Source organism: Hymenobacter puniceus, from assembly GCF_014333525.1.
Taxonomy (GTDB): Bacteria; Bacteroidota; Bacteroidia; order Cytophagales; family Hymenobacteraceae; genus Hymenobacter.
In genome coordinates, this window is sequence record NZ_JACSCX010000011.1 from 38,051 (window position 1) to 60,853 (window position 22,803).

Annotated in this window: 22 protein-coding genes; 13 read left to right on the forward strand and 9 right to left on the reverse strand. The window is 59.1% G+C overall.

Annotated elements, in window-relative coordinates; translation table 11 throughout:
* The first annotated feature begins 63 nt into the window (after window positions 1-63).
* The 9 genes from H8B14_RS19940 (at window position 64) to H8B14_RS19980 (ending at window position 9,349) form a co-directional block, all read left to right on the forward strand.
* Window positions 64-1,788, forward strand: coding sequence for a DUF1800 domain-containing protein (locus H8B14_RS19940; protein ID WP_187317436.1), 1,725 nt, complete (start codon window positions 64-66; stop codon window positions 1,786-1,788).
* Window positions 1,789-1,915: 127 nt separating this feature from the next.
* Window positions 1,916-3,499: a DUF1501 domain-containing protein gene (locus H8B14_RS19945; RefSeq protein WP_187317437.1), complete on the forward strand. Its 1,584-nt coding sequence runs from the start codon at window positions 1,916-1,918 to the stop codon at window positions 3,497-3,499.
* Window positions 3,500-3,692: 193 nt separating this feature from the next.
* Entirely contained in the window at window positions 3,693-4,016 is a 324-nt protein-coding gene (locus H8B14_RS19950; protein WP_187317438.1) for a hypothetical protein, read from the forward strand.
* A 187-nt stretch (window positions 4,017-4,203) separates the two neighbouring features.
* The gene (locus tag H8B14_RS19955; RefSeq protein WP_187317439.1) at window positions 4,204-6,018 is read left to right on the forward strand and encodes a M61 family metallopeptidase; all 1,815 of its coding nucleotides are present in this window, start codon (window positions 4,204-4,206) and stop codon (window positions 6,016-6,018) included.
* 393 nt (window positions 6,019-6,411) lie between these two features.
* Window positions 6,412-7,056, forward strand: coding sequence for a helix-turn-helix transcriptional regulator (locus H8B14_RS19960; protein ID WP_187317440.1), 645 nt, complete (start codon window positions 6,412-6,414; stop codon window positions 7,054-7,056).
* Between the two features lie 654 nt (window positions 7,057-7,710).
* Window positions 7,711-8,124, forward strand: coding sequence for a hypothetical protein (locus tag H8B14_RS19965; protein WP_187317441.1), 414 nt, complete (start codon window positions 7,711-7,713; stop codon window positions 8,122-8,124).
* 506 nt (window positions 8,125-8,630) lie between these two features.
* On the forward strand, window positions 8,631-8,882 hold the full coding sequence (locus tag H8B14_RS19970; RefSeq protein WP_187317442.1) for a hypothetical protein: 252 nt from the start codon (window positions 8,631-8,633) through the stop codon (window positions 8,880-8,882).
* 93 nt (window positions 8,883-8,975) lie between these two features.
* Entirely contained in the window at window positions 8,976-9,122 is a 147-nt protein-coding gene (locus H8B14_RS19975; protein ID WP_187317443.1) for a hypothetical protein, read from the forward strand.
* Between the two features lie 32 nt (window positions 9,123-9,154).
* Complete coding sequence (locus H8B14_RS19980) at window positions 9,155-9,349, forward strand: hypothetical protein (RefSeq protein WP_187317444.1); 195 nt, start codon at window positions 9,155-9,157, stop codon at window positions 9,347-9,349.
* 239 nt (window positions 9,350-9,588) lie between these two features.
* On the opposite strand, the gene H8B14_RS19985 is transcribed toward H8B14_RS19980, so the two are convergent.
* From H8B14_RS19985 to H8B14_RS20000, 4 genes are all read right to left on the reverse strand, one after another.
* Complete coding sequence (locus tag H8B14_RS19985) at window positions 9,589-9,969, reverse strand: hypothetical protein (RefSeq protein WP_187317445.1); 381 nt, start codon at window positions 9,967-9,969, stop codon at window positions 9,589-9,591.
* A gap of 62 nt (window positions 9,970-10,031) precedes the next feature.
* Window positions 10,032-10,661: a hypothetical protein gene (locus H8B14_RS19990; RefSeq protein WP_187317446.1), complete on the reverse strand. Its 630-nt coding sequence runs from the start codon at window positions 10,659-10,661 to the stop codon at window positions 10,032-10,034.
* Between the two features lie 57 nt (window positions 10,662-10,718).
* A complete protein-coding gene (locus H8B14_RS19995; protein WP_187317447.1) occupies window positions 10,719-11,339 on the reverse strand; it encodes a hypothetical protein in 621 nt (206 codons plus the stop codon).
* Window position 11,340: 1 nt separating this feature from the next.
* On the reverse strand, window positions 11,341-11,820 hold the full coding sequence (locus tag H8B14_RS20000; RefSeq protein ID WP_261990110.1) for an RNA polymerase sigma factor: 480 nt from the start codon (window positions 11,818-11,820) through the stop codon (window positions 11,341-11,343).
* A gap of 217 nt (window positions 11,821-12,037) precedes the next feature.
* On the opposite strand from H8B14_RS20000, the gene H8B14_RS20005 reads away from it, so the two are divergent.
* Window positions 12,038-13,660: a Na+/H+ antiporter gene (locus H8B14_RS20005; RefSeq protein ID WP_187317448.1), complete on the forward strand. Its 1,623-nt coding sequence runs from the start codon at window positions 12,038-12,040 to the stop codon at window positions 13,658-13,660.
* Between the two features lie 226 nt (window positions 13,661-13,886).
* On the opposite strand, the gene ettA is transcribed toward H8B14_RS20005, so the two are convergent.
* On the reverse strand, window positions 13,887-15,554 hold the full coding sequence (gene ettA / locus H8B14_RS20010) for an energy-dependent translational throttle protein EttA (RefSeq protein ID WP_187317449.1): 1,668 nt from the start codon (window positions 15,552-15,554) through the stop codon (window positions 13,887-13,889).
* A gap of 312 nt (window positions 15,555-15,866) precedes the next feature.
* On the opposite strand from ettA, the gene H8B14_RS20015 reads away from it, so the two are divergent.
* From H8B14_RS20015 to H8B14_RS20025, 3 genes are all read left to right on the forward strand, one after another.
* Complete coding sequence (locus tag H8B14_RS20015; protein ID WP_187317450.1) at window positions 15,867-17,165, forward strand: DUF349 domain-containing protein; 1,299 nt, start codon at window positions 15,867-15,869, stop codon at window positions 17,163-17,165.
* A 155-nt stretch (window positions 17,166-17,320) separates the two neighbouring features.
* Entirely contained in the window at window positions 17,321-17,542 is a 222-nt protein-coding gene (locus H8B14_RS20020) for a DUF2795 domain-containing protein (protein ID WP_019948259.1), read from the forward strand.
* Window positions 17,543-17,608: 66 nt separating this feature from the next.
* A complete protein-coding gene (locus H8B14_RS20025) occupies window positions 17,609-18,391 on the forward strand; it encodes an ABC transporter ATP-binding protein (protein WP_261990111.1) in 783 nt (260 codons plus the stop codon).
* 2 nt (window positions 18,392-18,393) lie between these two features.
* Here H8B14_RS20025 and H8B14_RS20030 read toward each other — a convergent pair whose 3' ends face one another.
* The 4 genes from H8B14_RS20030 to H8B14_RS20045 all read right to left on the reverse strand — a co-directional run bounded on the left by H8B14_RS20030 (window position 18,394) and on the right by H8B14_RS20045 (window position 22,776).
* The gene (locus tag H8B14_RS20030) at window positions 18,394-19,572 is read right to left on the reverse strand and encodes a lycopene cyclase family protein (RefSeq protein WP_187317452.1); all 1,179 of its coding nucleotides are present in this window, start codon (window positions 19,570-19,572) and stop codon (window positions 18,394-18,396) included.
* Between the two features lie 60 nt (window positions 19,573-19,632).
* Window positions 19,633-20,250, reverse strand: coding sequence for an RBBP9/YdeN family alpha/beta hydrolase (locus tag H8B14_RS20035; protein ID WP_187317453.1), 618 nt, complete (start codon window positions 20,248-20,250; stop codon window positions 19,633-19,635).
* A 194-nt stretch (window positions 20,251-20,444) separates the two neighbouring features.
* Window positions 20,445-21,308 carry an LOG family protein gene (locus H8B14_RS20040; RefSeq protein WP_187317454.1) on the reverse strand — a complete coding sequence of 288 codons (864 nt, stop codon included), beginning with the start codon at window positions 21,306-21,308 and terminating at the stop codon, window positions 20,445-20,447.
* 205 nt (window positions 21,309-21,513) lie between these two features.
* Window positions 21,514-22,776, reverse strand: a complete 1,263-nt coding sequence (locus H8B14_RS20045; protein WP_187317455.1) for an ABC transporter permease — start codon at window positions 22,774-22,776, stop codon at window positions 21,514-21,516.
* Window positions 22,777-22,803: the final 27 nt, after the last annotated feature.

The window sequence follows — 22,803 nt, forward strand, 5'->3', positions numbered from 1 at the left end:
TGCTAATTAACCGCTTCCTTACAAGACAGTTACCTGCCGCCTCACTACCACAACCGCCCGCTTATGGATCGTAGAGCTTTCCTCCGCAAACCCGTTGCTACCCTGGCAGCTCCGGCCGCTGCCGTGCTGGAGGCTCCCACCCCGCCCGCCGGCAGTGGCGGCGACGAAACCGTGAGTCGCTACGCCAACACACGCCTACCCACCGAGCCCCGCTCCACTGCAGGCCTGGGGCCGTACACGGGGCCATGGGGCTACACGCAGGCGGCGCACCTATTGCGCCGCACGCTGTTTGGGCCCACCCGTCCCGAGATTCTGGCGGCGGCCGGCCAGAGTCTGTCGCAGGTACTGAACACGCTGCTCACGGCGCCGGCCGCGCCGGCGCCTCCGCTCAACGTGTCGGCCACCGACACGAGCGTGCCGCTGGGCCAGACGTGGGTGAACCAGGCATTCGACCAGAATTTTGAGGGCGTGCGGCGTACTTCGCTAAGGGCGTGGTGGCTGGGGCAATTGCTGGGCCAGGGCCCGTCGCTGAGCGAGAAGATGACGCTGTTCTGGCACAATCACTTTGTAGTGGAGCTGGGCGACATCAACGATGCCCGCTACGGCTACCAGTATTGCGCGCTGCTGCGGCGCCACGCCCTTGGCAATATTCAGCGCCTGGCCGAGGACGTAACGGTGAATCCGGCCATGCTGCGCTACCTCAACGGCAACCAAAGCACCGCCACTGCCCCCAACGAAAACTATGGCCGCGAGCTGCTGGAACTGTTTACGGTGGGCAAAGGCCCGCAAATCGGCCCCGGCAACTACACCAATTATACCGAAGCCGACGTGCAGGCCGCCGCGCGCGTGCTCACCGGCTGGCGCGACAACGCCACCACCCAGGCCGGCTACTTCACGGCTTCGCGCCACGACACTACCACCAAAACCTTCAGCAGCGCCTTTCAGAACGCCACCATCAGCAACCAGAGCGACCAGGAGTACAAAGCGCTGATTGCACTGGTGTTCCGGCAGCTGGAAACGGCGCGCTTTCTGTGCCGCAAGCTCTACCGCTGGTTTGTGTACTACGTGATTGATGCCACCACTGAGGCGCAAATCATCGAGCCGATGGCGCAGCTACTGCTGCAAAGCAACTACGAGGTGGCGCCGGTATTGCGGGCGTTGCTGGCGAGTGAGCATTTCTTCGACAGCGTGAACATGGGCTGCGTGATTAAGAGCCCGCTGGATTTCACGGTGGGCACGGCCCGGCAGCTGCAGGTGGCGTTTCCGGCTGCTACCAATCCTACGGCCCAGTACGCCATGTGGAACTACCTCAACGGCGTCACGAACCTGCAGCAGCAGGTACTCGGCGACCCGCCAAACGTGGCCGGCTGGCCGGCCTACTGGCAGACGCCACAGTATTACGAAATGTGGATCAATGCCGTGACGCTGCCCCGCCGCAACCAACTCACCGACCTGCTCATCAGCAACAACGGCTACACTACCAGCGGCGCCAACATCAAGATTGACCCGATTGCGCTGGTGCTGGCCTTGCCTGCCGCCACCGCCGCCGACCCCAATCTGCTGATTGCGGAGCTGGTTCGGCTGCTGCTGCCCATCACGCTAACGGCCACCCAGCTCAGCTACCTCAACGACACGCTGCTGCCGGGTTTGCCTGATTTCGAGTGGACGATAGAATGGAACGAGTATCTGGCCGCGCCCACCAATGCAGCCAAGCGCGCCGCCGTGCAAACCAAGCTTCAGTCGCTGCTGCGCACCATCATGGGCCTGGCTGAATATCATTTGTCTTAGTCGGGGTCTTGGGGGCCTGGGGTCTTAGGGTCTTGGACGGTCAGTGGCAAGCTGGCGGTCCGGGTTCTTGCCCTCTGGCCCTCGCAACACCAAGATCCTAAGACCCCAACTAACCAAGACCCTTCTTATGAAACGCAGACATTTCCTCCAGACCACCGCCGCTGCCACTGTGCTGCCCACGCTGCTGGGCGGGCTGCCGATTGGGGCCTACGGCTTCTCGCCGGAGCTTTTTGAGCTGACCGGCGGCGCCACCCAAACCGACCGGGTGCTGGTGCTGATTCAGCTGAACGGCGGCAACGACGGCCTGAACATGATCATCCCGACTGACCAGTATCCGGCTTTGATGAATGCCCGCGCCGAAATTGCCATTCCGCAAAACCAGGTGCTGCCGCTGCGCGCTGCTACGGGCATTCACCCAGCTATGGCGGGTGTGAAAAACCTGTTCGATGACGGCAAGATTGGCGTGGTGCAGAGCGTGGGTTACCCCAACCCCAACTACTCGCACTTCCGCGCCACCGACATCTGGACGTCGGCATCTGACTCCAACGTTACCATCACCTCGGGCTGGGCCGGGCGCTACCTCAACTCGGAATACGCCAACTACCCCACCGGCTACCCCAACGCCCAAAACCCCGATCCGCTGGCCATCAGCATCGGCTCAGTGGTGAGCAACTGCGTGCAGGGCCCCAGCGTGAACATGGGCATGGCCATTGCCAGCACCACGTCGTTCTACCAGCTGCTTTCAGGTGGGGTTGATACGGCGCCTAACACACCGGCCGGCCACGAGCTGACGTTTATCCGGCAGGTAATTGCCCAGACGCAGGTGTACACTACGGCAATTCAGGCGGCAGCAGCACGTGCCCGAAACCTCTCGCCGCTCTACCCTGCTGCCGGCCAGAATTCCCTCGCCGACCAGCTCAAGATTGTGGCTCAACTAGTAGCGGGCGGCCTCCAGACGCGGGTGTACGTCTGCAACCTGGGCGGCTTCGATACTCACGCCGGGCAGGTGCCGACTACGGGCAGCACCACTACCGGCACGCACGCCACGCTGCTCGGCCGCATTTCGCAGGCGCTGGAAGCCTTCCAGGATGACTTGCGCCGCTTGGCCGTGCAGGACCGGGTGGTGGGTATGACGTTTTCGGAGTTTGGACGCCGCATCAAGGCCAACTCCAGCAAGGGCACCGACCACGGGGCCGCGGCGCCGCTTATCGTGTTCGGCACCAGCGTCAACCCCATCATTCACGGTACCAACCCCGTGCTGCCCGCCAATGCCGGCGTCAACGACCAGGTGGCTATGCAGTTCGACTTCCGGGCTATCTACGCCAACGTGCTCAAAGACTGGTTCCGGGTGCCCCAGACGACGCTTAACGCCTTACTGCCGTCCAGCTTGGGCCAGTTCCCGAATGTGCCGGTTATCCGCCCCGGCATCGTGAACGGCACCAGCACGGCCGCCAACACCAACGTAGCCGGCTTCAGCGTGTATCCGAATCCGGTGCTTGACCACGCCACGGTGGAGTTTGAGAGTGAAGGCGGGCACGTGCAGGTGGTGGTGCTCGATGCGCTGGGCCGCGAGGTGGCGCGCCTGCTCGACCGGGTACAGCCCCGCGGCCGCCGCCAGATTCCGTTTGCCACGGGCCTCGCCTCCGGCTCCTACCACTGCCAGATACGCGAAGGTGCCCGCGTAAGCTCGCGGCTGGTGGTGGTGAGTTAGTTGCTGATTGGTGTTGGTTGATTGTTGTTAGAAATAAGCCCATTGACCAACAACTATTAACAATCAACCAACAGCAATCAACGAACAACTAAAAAACCCGCTGTCGGTGTAGCCCGGCGGCGGGTTTTCGCGTATAGTGCCTCCGGGGCCGCTTTATCGGCTTTGTGTTTCACTGTTCTCTCCCTTACGCTATATGGCAAACCAACTCTCGACCGTAGAAAAGGAAATCGAAAAGATCCTGCCCGAAGACGTTATCAACGCCCTGCAAAGCGGCTACAAAGTATTCCAGGGCGAAGCCGATCAGTTTGATGATCTGCTCAAGCACAGTGGCGTACTGATCAAAAAAGCGGCCCAGCGCTTTACCACCACGCAGCTCATTCTGGGTATTGCCGGGGTAGCCATAGTTGCCATCATTGCCGCCAAGAAAGCTGCCGATGCGGTCAGCGAAGACGACCACGGAACCAGCTACGACAGCCACAAGAAGGACGCCGCACACACCAGCGCCAAGCCTGCCTAAGGCCAACGCCTGACTGTAAGCCCTCTGTTTCCTCGGAAGCGGAGGGCTTTTTTGTGCCTGGTCCTGCTCTGTTCAGGTAAGCCCACCCAGATTGAATGGCTGGATTATGCAGTTTCACGCAACGCTTAGCCAATTTTGCTATCCTTGGCAACACCGCACTATTTTTCCATTCGGTGTTCCTTTGCATATGAAAAACCTGTTGCGTCTCGCACATTTCCTACTTGTTGCCGCGCTGCTGGCAGGCCCACTCTCGGCAGCCCGGGCCCAGGAGCCGCTTGCCTACAGCATCACCCTCGATCCGGCCACCAACAGCAATGAGTTTCAGGTGCAGCTGGCCTTGCCGAAGTTGAGCAAAGAGCAAGGCATCTATCAGTTTGCGGCCACCGCGCCGGGCACCTACCAGGTCATGGACATCGGCCGGTTTGTGCGCAAGTTTGAGGCGTTCGACAAGAAAGGCCGGTTGCTGCCTTCCAAGCAGCTTTCCACCAACCAATGGCAGCTGCTGAAGCCCGAGAAAACGCGCGAAATCCGCTACACCATGGCCGAAACCTGGGACACGCCCGTGACCGAGCACAGCATCTACCGCATGTGCGGCTCGTCGCTGGAAACCGACCACGCGCTGCTCAATGGCCAGACCATGCTGGGCTATCCGCAGGGCTGGCAGGGCCGCCCGCTACGCATCAAACTTAACTACCCCGCCGACTGGAAAATCGGGACGGCCCTGACGGCGGATGCGCAAGGCTACTACATGGCCAAGAACTATGACCAAGCCGTGGATTCGCCGTTTCTGTTGGGCCGCCTCACGCAGGCCAGCACTATGCTCGGCCCCACCAAAATCGACCTGTTCTGCTACTCCCGCACCGACCAAGTGCAGGCGCAGCCGCTGCTCAAAGAGATGCAGCAGATGCTGACCGCCGCCCAGCAGTTTCTGGTGCAGCTGCCGGTGCAGCGCTACACTTTCCTCTACCATTTCGACGACCGGAGCAACGGCGCCTGGGAGCATTCCTACAGCTCGGAGTACGTGCTGCGCGAGGAGCCGCTCACGCCGGAGTCGGCGGCGGGCATCACCAGCATTGCCGCCCACGAGTTTTTTCACGTCGTGACGCCGCTTAACATTCACTCCGAAATCATTCAGCAGTTCAACTTTGTGCAGCCCACCGGCTCCGAGCATTTGTGGCTGTATGAAGGCACCACCGAATGGGCCGCTGGCATGATGCAGCTGCGCGGTGGCCTGCTGCCGCTGGAGAAATATCTGGAGGAAATGAGCGGCAAGATTGCCTATGACCGCCAACGCACCGATACCACGTACTCGCTGAGCAAGCTGGGCTTGAACTCCTTTTCCGACGAGGGACAGCGCCAGTATGGCAACATCTACCAGCGCGGGGCCCTCACGGCGGCCCTGCTCGATCTGCGGCTGCTACAGCTGTCGGGCGGTAAGCGCGGGCTGCGCGAAGTCATTCTGGAGCTCACCAAGCGCTACGGCCCCGACAAGCCGTTTTCGGAAAAGACGTTTTTCCAGGATTTCACCCAGCTCACCTATCCTGAAATCGGCGACTTTTTTGCGCGCTATGTGCAGCAAGCTCAGCCCCTGCCGCTGGCCGAGTACTACGCCAGCGTTGGTGTGCAGTACACGCCGGTATTGCGCACCGGCCGCCACCTCTCCACGCTCGGCACCGGCTTCCGCACCAACGCCGACGGCCGCTTTCTGTTTCAACAGGTGAGCGCAGCGCTGCAGGCCTGCGGCGTGGCCAACGGCGACGAATTTGTGGCCTACCAGGGCGAAGCCGTGCAGCCTGCCACCGCCCGCGCCCTCATCCAGCGCATTGAAGCCAGCCCCGTTGGCCAGGAAAGCGAGCTGACCATCCGCCACGAAGGCGTAGCAAAGAAAATCCGCTGCCGCCTGCAGGCCAAAGAAGAGGTGAAGCGCTACCAGCTCACAGTGATGCCTAACCCCACGCCCGCCCAGCTAGCCTTACGCCAGGCGTGGCTGAAGAATCTGTAAGCCAGTAGTCGAGTATAGTACTGTTGATGAAAAGCCCGGCCCGCCATCATGCGGACGGGCTTTTTGCTGATGCACTAGATATCAGGGCCGCTATTTTACGCGCTGCTTATTGTCCGCATCTTCTACCACTGGTACCCGAGTTACAGTTCACTAGCACACACGAGCCCTTTATTTTGCGGCCTTTAATTTAACCTATCCAATATATATTTTAAATATATTTATAAAAATATGTTGATATATTGAAAGTGACCTTGTATTTTAGAGACTCTCTGCTCTGGTAATGGCCTTTCTGCCGGTTACCCTCTCTACCACACACCCTGTTGCTATAGCTGCTTCTGCTGCCTTCGGGCGGCCGTTTCCACGTGTGCCTCCACCGTTTCTAAGCTATAAGCTATGAGCACATTCGTTTGCACTGGCACCCCAAGTATGCTGGTAGCCGCGCCTCCCTCGTTGCACCGCCAGGGCCTGCTGGCCACCCTCCGCGACCAATGGCCCACACTGGCGTGCACCATCACGCCTGACACCACGCAACTGCTGCCGCTGCTGCGACAGCAGTCCTACAGCCTCGTGGTATTAGACAGTGAACTGAGCGGGCCACCACTGCCGCTGCTGCTGGGGCAGCTTCGTCGCATCCGCAGTTGCCAGCCAGTGCTGGTGCTTACGGGCCGCCGCTTAGCAGCCGGAATACGCCAGCATTTGCTGCAGGCCGGGGCCGGGGCACTGCTGTGCCACCACGTGGCACCCGCCGCGGTGCTGGCCACGGTTGCGGCCCTACTCCGCGGTACGGCCGGCGGCACGCACACCAGCCCTCTACCGGCCCGCCACACGGCGCCCCCCACGCCCTTTAGTGCCCGCGAGGTAGAAGTGCTGCGCCTGGTAGTGGCCGACTGCTGCAACCAGGAAATAGCCGACCGGCTGTTTCTGAGCGTGCGCACCGTGGAAAGTCATCGCCGGACGCTGCTCCAGAAAACGGGTGCCAAAACGTTGATCGGGCTGGTAGTGCAGGCCGTGCGAGAAGGTTGGGTACCGGTGGCGTAAGGTTCAGTGGTAGTACGGAGGAAAAAAGGGCTGGAAAGTGAGAAGTTTGATTCACGTCCTTCCACATCTGTATTACTCTCTTCAAAGAGCAATCCGCTACTCGTAGCGACATTGTCTTGAAGAAATTTTCTCCACTATATGCCCGCTACCATTCAACACCGTTTTTTAGTAGTTCTCAGTGTTATGCTACTAGCACTAACTACTTCCAGAAGCTTTGCGGCAGACAAGATGCCTCTTGTCTATCGGCTTAGAGCAAATACTCAATTACAGGAGTGTGATGCTTCAGGCAACAAAGCCAGTAAACCCTTACGCACTGCTCCTGCGGGGGCAAATTTCACAATAATTAAGCCTCAATAAGATACTGCTGGAAATTATCTGATACAGTTCGCCGAATGGGGCCCAATATATGGCGCTGATAAGGTTCCTATCAATTTACTTACCGCTGATACTGCTACTTACACTATAGCGGGCACTGGCACTCCTAAACAACTGTCGGATGATCAGCAATATTCGGTTCTTAATAGCTATTACTTCAACCTTAATTATGACCCATCCACTGGACTAGAACGTTATTTCGTGATTTCGCAAGCTCAACTAGATGCTAGTGCCTACGTATTGTCTGCACTAATTACCCCTACTGCGGGGACGGTGGTAATGCCTTTCAAGTTTAGGCCGCAAAACGGCGATTTCACCAAGGATATCACGCTTAGCGTATTAGGAGGTATCAGCGTGCATCCCGGTCGTCGTACTGAACATGCTTTTTCTCTTTTAGTCGGCGTGGGTATAACATCGGTGACGCTAACCCCTAAAAACAGCTTAGTAACTGAGAATCGAGACCAAGCTGCCATTACGCCATCGGTGTGCGGCTTGTACCAATGGGAAAGGCTACAAGTGGGAGTATTACTAGGAACCGATATTCTAGGCGAAGGCAGTGCTTCGTGGCGCTATAACAAAAAACGCTGGTTTGCGGCTGGCATCGGATTCAGCATCTTCAAGCCAGAAGATGCCAGTGCCAAAGATGCAGGTAGTAATGGCCCCCAAACAACTGCATCAACAAAACCTCGCTGACGCCAGATCATAGTGCCTTTTGTAGCGAATAGGTGCTCCCCCTTCCGCACACCCGGTACTAGTCCGCTTCCCTACTGGCAGCTTGGCCCCCTTGCCATCACACCCGCCTAGCGCACTAGTCCGGCAGGCAGCCTGCAGCGCCGCCAGGCTTACTTAATGGCTACAGCAAGAACTATCCCTGCCAACGCAGAAGGCCATTCCACCCACTCCCGCAACCCCGCCACCGCTCAAAGAAATCCTACTGGCGGCGGCGGAAACTGGGTGACGATGGCGGGAAGCAAACTGACGAACGCAGGAAGGCCGCTGGAAAACAAAGAAATCTTACTGACGGTCCGTTTTGTGCTGGTGGCGCACGCGAGAAGGCGGCTGCCGGACGCGGGAATGGCCTTAGCGAGGGCGGGAAGGCTGCTGGCAACAGCGGGAAGCAGGTGAACAGTTGAAAATAACGCCGTGGATGGCCATCTTCCTGGTGTGATACAATTTTCGCCTTTTTCTTTATCCGTTATATGAACCGCAAGCAGGAATCCCAGGTATTTCGCCACCGCAAAGTGGTAGAAGTGTTGGAGGAGTACCCACAGGAAACGAAGGCGGTAGCGGCTTTTGCCGAGGTGGCCGAGGAGCTGCGCAACAAGCTGGCGCTGGTGGCGGGCATCAGCCCCCGGCGCAAATCGGAGGGCGCCACGGAGCAGAAGGGCCTGCACCGCGGCGAGCTGACAGCGGCGCTGGTGAAGGGCAGCAACGCGCTGTATTTGCTCTAAAAAAAGGAAGGCAACCTGGAAGCGGCCCGCACGCAGCTGCGCACCCGCAGCGACTACCGCAACCTGAGCGCGCTGCTATTCAACGAGCAGGCCATGGCCGTGAGTGAGGCTGCCGCCCTGCGCGCCGCCGACCTAGGCCGCTACAACCTGAGCACGGCCGCCGTGCAGCAGCTGGCCGCCGCCAAGGCCTACGACGCCAGCATCGACAGCCCTAAACCGCTACCGAAGCCGGCAAGGTAACCACCACGGCCACCGCCCAGCTGGTGCAGGATTTGAACCGCCACCTCAAAGACGACTTCAAACCGGCCACCGAACTGCTGGTGGATACGCACCCGCTGCTGTATGCCCGCCTGCGCGAAGCCATGCGCGTAGACGACGCCAGCTATGGCCGCAACGCCGAAGCCAAGGCACGCAAAGCCACCCGGCAAGCCAAGAGTGATGTCAGCAACGGCACTACACCGGCCTAAGCTTCCGGTGGCACTGAGGTAGCGTGCTGTTATTCTCTCACCAGAAACCAACAGCCCCATCCGCAGTCGTGCGGGCGGGGCTATTTTAGTTTTTGATACCAATACCAAGCATCAAAGGGCTTTCAGACTGTGCGACAGTTGAGCCAGCACGAGTGCTACCCCGTGGTGCAGGCCCTACACGTTTCAGTTTGTAGTAACATTGAATGTCACTACAGGCGGTTCGTCGAGCGGTAGGCCGGTCATGCGGGGCGCAAGGTAACGCGTACTGTGCGCCTCACCCCCGGCCCCTCTCCGAAAGAGGAGAAGGGTGCGTTCAACGATTCTGGTGGCAGGCTCCCCCGCTCCTTCTTCGGAGAGGGGCCGAGGGTGAGGCGCACGCTACGCGGACGGCATGACCTTCTTCCCCAGCCCTGCCGCCGGGAACGGGCACCATTACCAGTGGTATGGTCGTAGCCAGCAGCCGGATCAGGACAGAAAAAGTACCAGACGATGATGAAAATAACGGTGGCGGCACTGAGCACGTCCGGCGCGAAGCCGCTGCGCAGCAGCGCGTAGGAGCCGAGCACGCCTCCACCCCAGACGCGCAGTGCCACCAGTACAAAAGTTCGTTTCCTGTGCAACCGGGCTAGCCGGAAGGATTTCTGCTTGCCAGCCCGATTGTCTGGAGGAAGCTCCGGTGGTTTTAGTAAGAACTCTTCAGGGTCTGCGCATTAGCGGGAAGCGCGAAGAGCGTGGCGCTGAGCGGGAGCGGATGCACGCCGGTGGCCACGCTCTGCATGCTATACTGCGGGGTTTCGATCATAATTTTCAACGGCACCGCTCCGGCTTTCGAGAGGTAGGCATACCAGTTGGCGTACCGGTGGCCTTTGTACAGATCCTGCTGCACGGGCAGGCGCGAGCTGAAGTAGTATTTCTGAATGCCGCTTCTGCAAACCAGGGTCAGCTCGTCGCATTGGTAGCCCAGAATCTCGGTGGCGCCTTTGCGAAGCGTGGTGCTCAGTACGCTGTCGGGGTTCGAGGCGCCTGCCTGCCAGAGTAGCTTTTCGGAGCCGGCAAACTTACTGTACAGCTTGTTGTCGCTGTTGCGGTACAGTTGCCAGACCACCTGCGTCCCGTTGAGCTCTGAGAGGTAGTCCCCGCCTTTCAGGTACCAAGTCTGCACGTTGCCCATCAGGGCACTGAGCTGCCCGTCGGAGAGACCAGGGGTTTTGCTCGTGTAGGTGTTGTGGTAAACGACTTTACCCTCAAAGTTTTGAGCGGCGGCGGCCAGGCCGCTAACGACTAGGGCCAGGGTGAGTAGCAGTTGTTTCATGTGAAAGGGAAAAGGGTTTAGAAAGAATTAATTGATAGAAAAACGTCAGCAAGCAGCTCAGGAGCCGGGGGTTTCTTCCAGGTCGCGCAGGTTGGCTTCCATTTCCCTGATGCGTGGAAAAAAAACCGCCCGGTAGTAGCCGTACCGAAGCAGGAATGAGAAACCGGTGAGGGCCACAGCCGCAAGGCTGCTGGCGGCAAACGACAGGCCGATGCCAGGCACCTCGAACACCGCATAGAACGCCACCGGGGAGCCAAGCAGGAACACGGCGTTGGTGAACCGGTAGTAGTGTTTGAACGCCGCCAGGGTCCGGCGGAGCGCTTCCCGCGAGCTGGCATCGGTATGCTGCGAGAAGATTTCCTCTTGGCGGCGGTAGCTCCACCCGGAAAACAGCGCAAACCCCACCAGCACGGCCACCAGCAGAAGATTGCCGGCCAGCGTGGCCCCGGCCAGGCCCCGGTGGTACTGCCACCCTAGGTAGCCGACCGCCAGCAGCACCAGCAGAATGGCATTCCACCCGCCAATCCGGTTCCAGAAAGCACTCTTCGCCCGCAGTTCCCCCAAAGAGCGGGTGTTGCGCTCGATGATCCGCTCGACTGCCTCCCGGGTGGGGCTGCTCTGTTCGGGCCCTCCGCGGCGGGCGGCGCCCCAGTTTTTTTTGAATTCGTCCAGTTCCATGCTAGGCTAGGCTGATGAGTGTGCGTAGTTGGGCCTTGATGCGGTTGAGCTTGTAGCCCACGTTGGTTTCCGAGATGCCCAGCACCTCGGCCATTTCCCGGTAGCTGCAATCTTCCAGATAAAGCAGGGTCAGGGCCTGGTCTACCTGAGAAAGCCGCCGGATTGCCCGGTACATGGCCGCCATTTCCTCGCTGGGGCCTTCTTCCACGGCCGGTACCTGCAAGGCTTCGGGCCCCAGCTCGGCAAACCGCTCGGCCTTGGGCTGCTGCCGGAGCCGGGTGATGGCAGTATTGAGGGCAACGCGGTACAGCCAGGTGGTAACTTTGGAGCCACTCCGGAACGAGGGGTAGGACCGCCAGAGTTGCAGCACGATATCCTGGAAGAGGTCTTCCTGATCCTCCCTGGAGTGGCAGTACATGCTGCAGACCTTCTGGATAAGGCCCGGGTGGCTATTGATGAGGAGAAGGAACTGATCTTTCAAGATGCTCGGTGTTTGCCCATTAGTCGGAGAAAGCGGGAAATCCTTAGGGATGCCCTGAATTTATATTGATAACTACCTGAATCACAGCAATAAAAAAACAACTTGTTTTTCTTCCTGCCGGGTCCGCGCACTCGCCCATCCCACTGCGGGTAGCGTTTTTGCCCGGCAGCCGCTACCTTCCGCTTGCAAGCTCGTTCCTTCTGCTTGTTTTGCCCCTATGCCCGACAACACGTTACACGAAACGATTCTGCTGGTCCTGGGGCTGCTGTTTGCCATGCTGCTGCTGGTGATGCTGGGCCAGAAGCTGCGCATCTCCTACCCTATTTTCCTGGTGCTGGCCGGGCTGGCGCTGGGCTTCGTGCCGGGGCTGCCGCGCATCGTCATCAGCCCCGACCTCATCTTCCTGATTTTCCTGCCGCCGCTGCTCTACCAGGCGGCCTGGGAAACCTCCTGGCAGGATTTCTGGCGGTGGAAGCGGCCCATTGCGCTGCTGGCGTTTGGGCTGGTGTTCTTCACGTCTACCATTGTGGCGTACGTAAGCCGGGCCATGATTCCAGGCTTCACGCTGCCGCTGGGGTTTCTGCTGGGCGGCATCATCTCGCCGCCCGATGCCGTGGCGGCCACTTCTGTGCTGAAGGATGTGCAAGTGCCGCGCCGCGTAACGAGCATCCTGGAAGGAGAAAGTCTTATCAACGACGCCAGCAGTCTGATTGTGTTCCGGTTTGCGCTGGCCACGGTGCTGTCGGGCACGTTTGTATGGCAGCAGGCGGTGTCCAGCTTCTTGCTGGTGAGTGCAATGGGCCTGGCGGTGGGTTTGGTGGTGGCGCACGGCTTCTACCTCATCCATAAGCACCTACCTACTACGCCCAGCATCAACACGGTGCTTACGTTCATTGCGCCCTACAGCATGTATCTGCTCGCCGAGGAGTTCCACTTTTCCGGTGTGCTGGCCGTGGTTAGTGGAGGGCTGCTGCTGTCGTTTCGCTCGCACCGCGTGTTCGATGCCGATACCCGCCTGCAGGCCAACAGTGTGTGGGCCAGCGTGGGCTTCGCTCTCAATGGGCTGGTGTTCATTCTTATTGGGCTGGAGCTGCCGGTGGCGGTGGAAGGGTTGGGCAGCTACTCGCTGGGGCAGGCCATTACGTATGGCCTGATTATCAGCGGCATCGTTATTCTAATTCGGCTGGTCTGGATGTTTCCGGCGGCGTTTGTGCCGCGCTGGCTGTTTCGCAGCATCCGTACCCGGGAAACCAGCCCCGGCTGGCAGGGGCCGTTGGTTATTGGCTGGGCGGGCATGCGGGGCGTGGTGTCGTTGGCGTCGGCGCTGTCGGTGCCGCTGCTGCTCAGCAACGGGCAGGAGTTTCCGCAGCGCAACCTGATGCTGTTCATCACCTTCGTGGTCATTCTCGTGACGCTGGTTTTCCAAGGCCTTACACTGCCGGCCCTCATCCGATTCACGGGTATTGATACACTGGAGGAGCGGATGCCCACCGATGCCCAGGAAGCCGGCATTCGGCTGCACCTACGCCAGGCGGCCCTCACGCACATGGAGCGCAACTACGTAGCGGACATGCAGGAAAACGAGCTGATCAAGGCCCTGCAGCAGCGCATGCAGGCCGAAGCCCAGCGCACCGGCAACCTACTCGAAGCCCTCGACTACGACGACTCGAAACGCCAGGCCCTGAAACGCTACCACCAAGTGCTGCTGGACGTATTGCGCGTGCAGCGCGAAGAGCTGTTCGTGCTCCGCAGCCAGGACGTATTCGAGGAAGAAATGCTCCGCCACCAGGAAGCCCAACTTGACCTGGATGAGGCCAAAATCAGCCACATGCCGCACTAAATGGCGGGTATAAGCCGCTGAGAATAATTGAACAGTCATGCTGAGCGGAGCCGAAGCATCTCTACCGCTTCGTTGCAGTAGTAATCCAACTAAGCGGTAGAGATGCTTCGGCTCCGCTCAGCATGACGTTCTGATTTTTCTGAATACCATCTTCCCCAAAACCCAAACGTCCTCTCCCGGCCGAAACCAGGAAAGGACGTTGATGTATGGCAGTAGCTTGTACCGCTTAGCCCAGCTTGCGGTAGCGCACGCGCTTGGGCTCCACGTCGCCGAGACGCTTCTTCTTGGCTTCCTCGTAGTCGGAAAAGTTGCCTTCAAACCACACCACTTCCGAGTCGCCCTCAAAGGCCAGGATGTGGGTGGCGAGGCGGTCCAGGAACCAACGGTCGTGGCTGATGATAACGGCGCAGCCGGCGAAGTTCTCCAGCGCATCTTCTAGAGCTCGGATGGCGTTGATGTCCAAGTCGTTGGTGGGCTCGTCGAGCAGCAGCAGGTTGGCGCCCTGCTTGAGCGTGGTGGCCAGGTGCACCCGGTTCCGCTCGCCGCCCGAAAGGCTGCCAACCTTCTTCTCCTGGTCGCCGCCGCGGAAGTTGAAGTTGCTGACATATGCCCGCGAGTTGATGGGGCGGCCGGCAAGCAGCATGGTTTCGGTGCCGCCCGAAATGGTTTCGAACACCGACTTGTTGCCATCCAGCGTGTCGTGCTGCTGATCGACGTAGGCATACTGCACCGTGGGGCCCACTGTGAAGCTGCCGGCGTCGGGCTGCAGCTGCTCGGTAATCAGGCGGAACAGCGTGGACTTACCAGCGCCGTTTGGCCCGATGATACCTACGATACCCCCCTGCGGCAGCGCAAAGCTCAGGTTCTGGAACAGCAGCTTGTCGCCGAAGGCTTTCGTGATGCCGTTGGCTTCTATCACCTGGCCGCCCAGGCGCGGGCCGTCGGGGATGAACAGCTCCAACCGCTGCTCTTTCTCCTTGGCTTCCTCGCTCACCAGCTTGTCATAGCCGGCCACGCGGGCCTTGCTCTTGGCCTGGCGGGCTTTCGGCGACATGCGCACCCACTCCAGCTCTCGGGCCAGCGTTTTCTGTCGCTTGCTCTCGGTTTTCTCTTCCTGCGCCAGGCGGTTGGACTTCTGCTCCAGCCACGAGCTGTAGTTGCCTTTCCACGGAATACCTTCGCCGCGGTCCAGCTCCAGAATCCAGCCGGCCACGTTGTCCAGGAAATACCGGTCGTGGGTTACGGCAATGACGGTGCCTTTGTATTGCTGCAAATGCTGCTCCAGCCACAGCACCGATTCGGCGTCTAAGTGGTTGGTAGGTTCGTCGAGCAGCAGCACGTCGGGCTCCTGCAGCAGCAGGCGGCACAGCGCTACGCGGCGCTTCTCACCACCCGAGAGGTTGCCGATGATGGCGTCGGGGTCGGGCGTGCGCAGGGCGTCCATGGCGCGCTCCAGCTTGCTGTCGAGGTTCCAGGCGTCGAGCTGGTCGAGGCGCTCCTGCACGGTGCCCTGGCGCTCCAGCAGCTTGTCGAAGTCGGGGTCTTCGCCGCCGAAAGCTTCGTTGATTTCCTCGAATTCCTTGAGTAGCGCCACGGTCTCGGCCACGCCTTCCTGCACCACTTCCAGCACCGTTTTGGTGGCATCGAGCTGCGGCTCCTGCTCCAGGTAGCCTACCGAGTAGCCCGGCGACCACACCACGTCGCCCTGAATCTGTTTATCAACGCCGGCAATAACCTTCAGCAGAGAGGATTTGCCGGAACCGTTGAGGCCGAGCACACCAATTTTGGCGCCGTAGAAAAAAGAGAGATAGATGTTTTTGAGAACCTGTTTCTGGGGCGGGTACACCTTGGTTACCCCGGCCATGGAGAAAATAATGGTGGGCTGGTCGCTCATGGAAAAAGTTGGAGTGGCAGTAAGGTTGAAATCCGGTCAGCTGACGCATTGGCTGGAAAATACTATTTTCAGCCATTGGGGCAGTTCTTCCGACCAATACGACCCAACCTTCAGAAGTGGGGTTACGTTCGGCCAAGTAGTTTGTAGCTGCCAGCCGGAGTTGCCAAAGGTAGGCAGGGGCCAGGGAGTTTACTACCCTGCAAGCTGGGCAGTCTTGTTGGAACATGCCGTAAACTTGCCCATCTTTCCACCCTGAGTGTTGCCGCTGCGCATTTTCATCACACCACCTATTCGCCCTCGCGTTATCAGATTATGGAACAACAAGACCACTTGCTGGCCGATGCCCGCCTCTATGGCTATGTCGAAGGCGACCAGGTGTGGCTCCGGCCGTTTATGGACCTGCCCGCCCGCCAGGTTGGCCAGGTAAAAGATTCGCCTGATGCTTCTCTACTGTATTTTGCCAACCGCTTCCGCCTGTTTCGCACCAAAGTAGAAGACCTGCTACAGAAAATCGAGGAATCCGAGAATAAGGGCTCGTTTCTGATGAAGGCCTTACACCTGAAAGAACAAGTAGGCAGCTACGATGGCCTGGGCGACTTTACCGGCTTATACAACCGCCTCACCGAAGCCGAAGAGGCCGTGAAAGTGACGGTAAGCCGCAACCGGGAGAAAAACCTGGCCACTAAAATCAGCCTCATTGAGCAGGCGGAGGAGCTCCGCAATACGCTCGACTGGGCCACGGCCGGTGAGCAGATTCATGAGCTGCGCCAGGCCTGGATTAAAACCGGCCCCGTAGACAAGCAACTCACCGAGGAACTGGAAACCCGCTTCCGGGTGGCCGTTGACGACTTTTTCCAGCGGCGCAAAGCCTTCCAGAACGAGAAGAAGGCCATGACCAACCACGCGGCCGACCAGTACAAAGCCCTGATTCGCAGGTCGGAAGCACTCCAGAACTCCGACGACTTCGAGCATACCACCGCCAAGCTCAAGCAGCTGCAGCAAGAGTGGAAAGAAGTGGGCGGCTCCTTGCCCCGCAAGCAGGCCAACGACCTCTGGACGCAGTTCCGGGCTGCGCACAACCTGTTTTTTGAGCGCCTAAAAGTGCACATTGACAGCAAGCGCACCGACGCCAAAGAGCATTTCATGGACGATAACCTCACCCGCAAGCGGGCCTTGGTTACGGAAGCCACGGCCCTGTTGGGCAAGCCGATGCATGAAGCTGTAGCGCGGGCGAAAGAGCTGCAGGCAGCCTGGAAAACGGTGGGCCCGGTGCGCGGCGAAGAGTCGGACCGGGTGTGGGAGCAGTTCATTCTGGCCTGCGACAAAGTATTTGAAATGAGTGCATTAGAGCACTTTATCCGCAAACGGCCGGAAAATGCAGCCGCGGCTCCCGACGAGCAGGTGACGATGCGGGTTCAAGCCCTGCGCGACTTTATCAAGTATGATCAGCAGGAAAAAGAGACGCTGCAGGACAATCTCGACAAACTCAGTGCTTCTTCGGCCAACGACGCCTTCCGGCAAATGCTGCAAGGGAAAATCCGGGCCTTCGACCGTAAAATCCGAACCAAAAACGAGTTGATTACACTATTGCGGCAACGATTGGTTGCGTAGGACAACCTTAGCGGTTATCTTACGTTGGCTGCCGAAAGCTGACGCTGGAATTCACCGTGGGTATCAGGCCACGTTGTCAGTTCACCTGTCCCGGCCGGGTTTTTGATAGCCGGACTTTTTCATTCGACCACCTTTTTTACGTACCCCACACCACTATGTATTGGACGCTGGAACTCGCTTCGTACCTTGAAGACGCTCCCTGGCCTGCCACCAAGGATGAATTGATTGACTATTCCATTCGCTCGGGTGCGCCAATGGAGGTAGTTGAAAACCTGCAGGCCCTGGAAGATGATGGCCAGCCTTACGAAAACATCGAGGAAGTTTGGCCGGACTATCCGACCAAAGAAGACTTCATGTTCAACGAAGACGAATACTAAGCAACTGCCGATTGTTGACGGCTGATTGCAAAAGGACCTTGTTGAATGCTGGATGTACGCTCCGTTTTGAGTTATCAATCACCTGACAAGCAAGCCCTCATAATCACTAATCAACAGCCAACAATCGTCATCGAAAATCTGGTTGCGGGGTATGAACAGCGTGTTCTGCTCCGCAACCTTTTTTTATGTGTTCCGGCACCGGCATTTGTGGCCATCGTCGGGCACAACGGCTGCGGCAAAACCACGCTGTTCCGGGCCCTGACTGGCCAGATACCTTACGCCGGCACTATTGAAATAGGTGGCCACGACCTACGCACGCTTCGCCGCCCGGCTGCCGATGGCCATTTGGCTTATCTGCCCCAGCGTACCGCTGTTGGCTTTTCCATTCGGGTGCGGGAGATGGTGGTGATGGGCCGCTACCGCCACCACGGCCTGCTCAGCGCTTATTCTCCTACCGATTATCAGCTGGCCGAAACGGCATTGGCCCGCGTAGGTGGCGCCCACCTCGCCGAGCGCGACTTCACGCTGCTTTCCGGCGGCGAGCAGCAGCTGGTGTGGCTGGCGCAGCTCAGTTTGCAGGAAGCGCCGCTCTACTTGCTTGATGAGCCCACCCAGCAGCTCGATGTGTACTACCGCCGCCGCGTGTTCGATTTGCTGCTGAGCTGGGTGCAGGAGCAGCAGCGCACCGTGCTCTGCATCACCCACGACCTCGACAACCTGCTGGCCCTGCCCGGCGGCCACCTGCTCAACCTATCAGCTCCGGCACCAGCCCTGCAGCCGCTCACGCCGGCCACCGTGCAGGCCGCCCGCGCATTTCTGGAGAGCGAGGCGTCGTTGGCAGTGAAATAGCGTTAGGCCTTCCGCTGCCCGGGCCGGCCGCGCAGCACGTGTCCAATAGAGCGCAGAAATGGCCATGGAGTCACGGAATTCATCACCCGCAGGTTGGTGAGGGGCGAGGTCCGCTCATCCAGAAAGTCGAAGATGCGCTCCACCGGGTTGCGGCGAAACAGCTCGGTGAAGATGTTGCGCGTGGTTTCGCCGCGCCGTTGCATGATGTCCAGTAATAGCGCATCAAACAGCCCGAACTGCCACCGGTCGCCGGTGAGGTTACGGGGAGGCCGGCCGGTAGCGGCCAGCGCGGCCACCAACCGCGCCGAGTGCTCCTGAATGCGCTTGAAGGCGTAGCCCGTGCTAGGCTTTGCCCGGCCGGCCCGCGTGCCTAGGTTCACGATGTTTGGCCCATCTGACGCGGGCATGGGGTGGTCGGTCATCGGAATAGCCCCAATCTCCACGGCCTCGATGCGAAAATCCGTTACGCCCAGCTGCTCCAGATAAGTACGTATGGCGTACTCGTACTCCGCTTGCGGCAGCACCTGCGCTGAGAACAAGGTGTACTCCACCAGTGCCCGCCGCTTGCTGAACGGTAGCACGTAGATGAAACGCGCCTCGTGGTGCTGCTCCCCCCGAAAATCCATGAACTCCTGCGTTTCCGGGTCGAAAACATCCTCCTTCGTTTTCACCTCCCATCCCACGAAGTGCTGCAGCAGGTAGTGATACTTCTCCGGCTGCGGTACCAAATGCGGCGGGCGGCTATCGAAGGCGTAGCGGGCGGTGTAGGTGCCGGCCGAACTAATGGCTTGCGCACCCTCAGGCGTGTTTTCCAGCGTTTCCACCGAGGCCTGCACCAGCGTAAACTGCTCCGGACGGGCCAACAGTGCCGCCCGCACAAACTGGTAGAAATCCAGGCCCCGAATCATCTTGTAGCGGTGGCGCTTCAGCGGCAATATCTGCTCGAAACCGGGGCTGCGGAACGCCAGCTGGCTCCACTCGTGCGCCACAATGCTGTCGAAGAGCATCGGCGCATCGGTCCAGAATGACCAGGTCCGGTCGTTCTGGTCTTTGGCGGCGGGTTCCAGCAGCAGCACGCGTTTATCGGCCAGGCGCGGCTCCTGGCTGATGTGGTAGGCCAGACTCAGGCCCGCCGCGCCGCCGCCCACAATCAGGTAGTCGAAATCAAGAGGTGCAGCCACAAGAAACGGCGACCTGAAAAGGGCCGCCGTTGCAAGTTAAGTCAGTTTAGCTACTTCCAGCTAGTGGCTTTCCATCCCCGACAGGGCCCCGGCCAGGTCACGCACGGCGTCCCGAACGTCGAAATCGAGGCGGGCGCTGAAGTGCTGACGGCCGTGCAGGATACTCACGCGGGAGTGCAGACGCTCCACCCACAGCTGCTCGTTTTCCTGGTAGCCGGAGGTATAGGGGTCATCATCGGAAAGCAGCACCATCAGCTTGTCCTCCGGGATAAGGCGGCGGGCCGCTTCGTAGTTGATGGGCGCATCCATCCAGTTCAGAATATCCTGCCAGGGGCTATCCACCGAAAACCAGCCCGCCACGCACAGCACGCCTCCAACCGGCTGCGCGGTGGGGTAATGCTCGGCCACATGCGCCAAATAATGCAGAATGGCCAGGCAGCCCACACTATGCCCTACCAGAATAACATCGGGACCCAGCTGTTCGGGTGGCAACACTTTGCGCAGGTAGTCTACGGCCTGATTTATCACCGGCAAGTCCCAGGCGGGCATCGCCAAGGCATGCATGCGGTAGTCCAATCCATCTTCCTGGGCCACTGCCTGCAGCTCCTCTCCCAGCCACGGATACCAATCATCCTGCGGCCCACCACCCCAGCGCGGCACAATAAAAACCTGTTTCACTTCCGAAGAAGAAGTGGCTGCATGCATAGAATTTATCTTTAAAATTAGAATGTCAAAATTAACAAAATCACTTGCTTCCACTTCTGTTCACCACTGCCAACAGCCGTAAAGCGCCCCATACAACCTAATAGCCATAAAGCCATCGGCTTCCGTAGAGGCCGCTGGCTTTATGGCTATTGGGCGCTGAAACCGCCTTAGAAGTTCGGCGACAGCAGATACTTGCTGTAGAAGTCGTCGATGATTTTTACGGCTGATTCGGCGTCGTCTACCAGCTGCACCAGGTTCATGTCCTCGGGCGAGATGTTGTGCTCGTCTTCCAGCATCACCTGCTGAATCCAGTCGAACATGCCCTGCCAGTACTTGGTACCCACCAGCACGATGGGGAAACGGCCGATTTTCTTGGTCTGAATCAGCGTGATGGCCTCAAACAGCTCGTCGAGCGTACCAAAGCCGCCTGGCATACCGATAAAGCCCTGCGCGTATTTCACAAACATCACCTTCCGCACAAAGAAGTAGTCGAAGTTGATGATTTTGTCGGGGTCGATGTAGATGTTGTTGAACTGCTCGAAGGGCAGCTCAATGTTCAGGCCTACGGAGCGGCCGCCCTCGGAGTGCGCGCCCTTGTTGCCGGCCTCCATGATGCCGGGGCCGCCGCCCGTGATAACGCCGTAGCCGTGGCGCACCAGCTTGGCCGCAATTTCCTCGGCCATCTTGTAGTACGGGTTGTCGGCCTTGGTGCGGGCCGAACCGAAGATGGACACGCAGGGGCCAATTTTGGACATCTTCTCGAAGCCCTCCACAAACTCGGCCATCACCTTGAAGATCTGCCAGGAGTCGGCAATCTTGATTTCATTCCAGTCCTTATCCACAAACGCCTTGCGGATGCGCTGCTCATCGTCTACCTGCACTGTCCGCTCGCCGTGGGTTTGCTCCCGGATGTCACTGATAGTCTTAACCTTATTATCGTTCACGTTGGGCTGCATGATTGTCTGCCCACTGCCGGCGTTCAGCACTTCATCGGCCACTTTAGTGCGGCTGGTCTTTTTAAGCTTGGTCATAATCTGGTACGCTACTTACTGCCGGCTGCCGGCAATGCACCGGGAGCCAAGAAAGGATTGGGGGAATTTGAAAAAAAGAAAGCCGCCCCGCAGGAACGGGGCGACCAAAAGTACGGACAGGCAAGTTAACGATTTGTTAACACTAAATAGCTATATCATTACGAAATGGCGACAGGTCGGCGGCCTTATTGCAGCGCCCCGCTGGCTACTTGCTCCGGATGGCAATAACGGGGTCGAGGTTGGCGGCCAGCACAGCCGGGATGATGCCGGCCAGCATACCAATCACTACCGACACAGTGAGGCCCAGCGTGATGTTCCAGGCCGAGAGCGTGAGCGGCATGGCGTCCTGCGGCACCAGCGTAATCAGCCACACCAAGAAGATGCCAGTGGCGCCGCCCAGTAAACACAAAAACACAGCCTCAAACAGGAACTGAAACAGGATAAAGTAGTTTTTGGCCCCCAGCGACTTCTGGATGCCGATGATGTTGGTGCGCTCCTTCACCGACACAAACATGATGTTGGCTATGCCGAAGCCGCCTACCACCATGGCAAAGCCGCCAATTACCCAGCCCGCCAGCCCAATAACAGAAAAGAGCTTGCCTACCATGTTGGTCAGCATTTCGGGGCGGTTGAGGGCGAAGTTGTCTTCCTCACGGGGCTTGAGGGTGCGGATGTTGCGCAACAGGCCCTTCATTTCGTATTCTAGGTCGAGCAGGCCGGTGTCTTCCTCGCGGCCCTTCACCGCAATGGTGGGCGTCACGCCGGTAAAGCCGTTGGTGCTCAACGCAAACATCTTGGTGAACGACCCGAACGGGATGATGCAGTTGGTGTCGTTGCTGGGCGTGTCGATGATCTTCTTGCCTTCCTTCTTCACCACCCCGATGATGGTGAACGACAGCCCTTTGGCCTTGAACTGCTTGCCCAGCGCCGAGCCGTTCGGAAACAGGTTGGTGGCAATATCGGCCCCTACAATGGCCACGTTGCGGGCGGCATCAATCTCCTGCTGCGTGAAGTAGCGGCCCTCGGCAATCGGCAAATCCGACACAGTGCGGTACTCAAACGAAACGCCCATCAGCGCGCAGCCTTCCATGCTGTTGGAGCCCATGCGCAGGGTATTGCCGCCGGTGGCAGCGTACAGGGCCACGCCCTGCTGGTTGTCGGAGAGCATGCGCTGCAACTCGCGGAACTCACGCACCGTAGGCGCGGGCCGCTGGAAATAGCGCCACCACGGGTAGTCGGGCTGGTCGAAGGTCCAGGGCATTTTCATCACGTAAATCACCTTATCGCCGACGAAGCTCATGCTTTGGCGCACGTTGGCTTCCAGCGAATCGACGACGGTGAGCACGGCAATGATGGCAAAGATGCCCACCGTGACGCCCAGCAGCGAAAGCACCGTGCGCAGCAGATTGGCTTTCAGGGCTTGCCACGCGAAGCGGAAGCTTTCCAGAGTCAGGCGCAGGGTTTTCATCAAGGACAAAGGGAGTGATTACTTGTT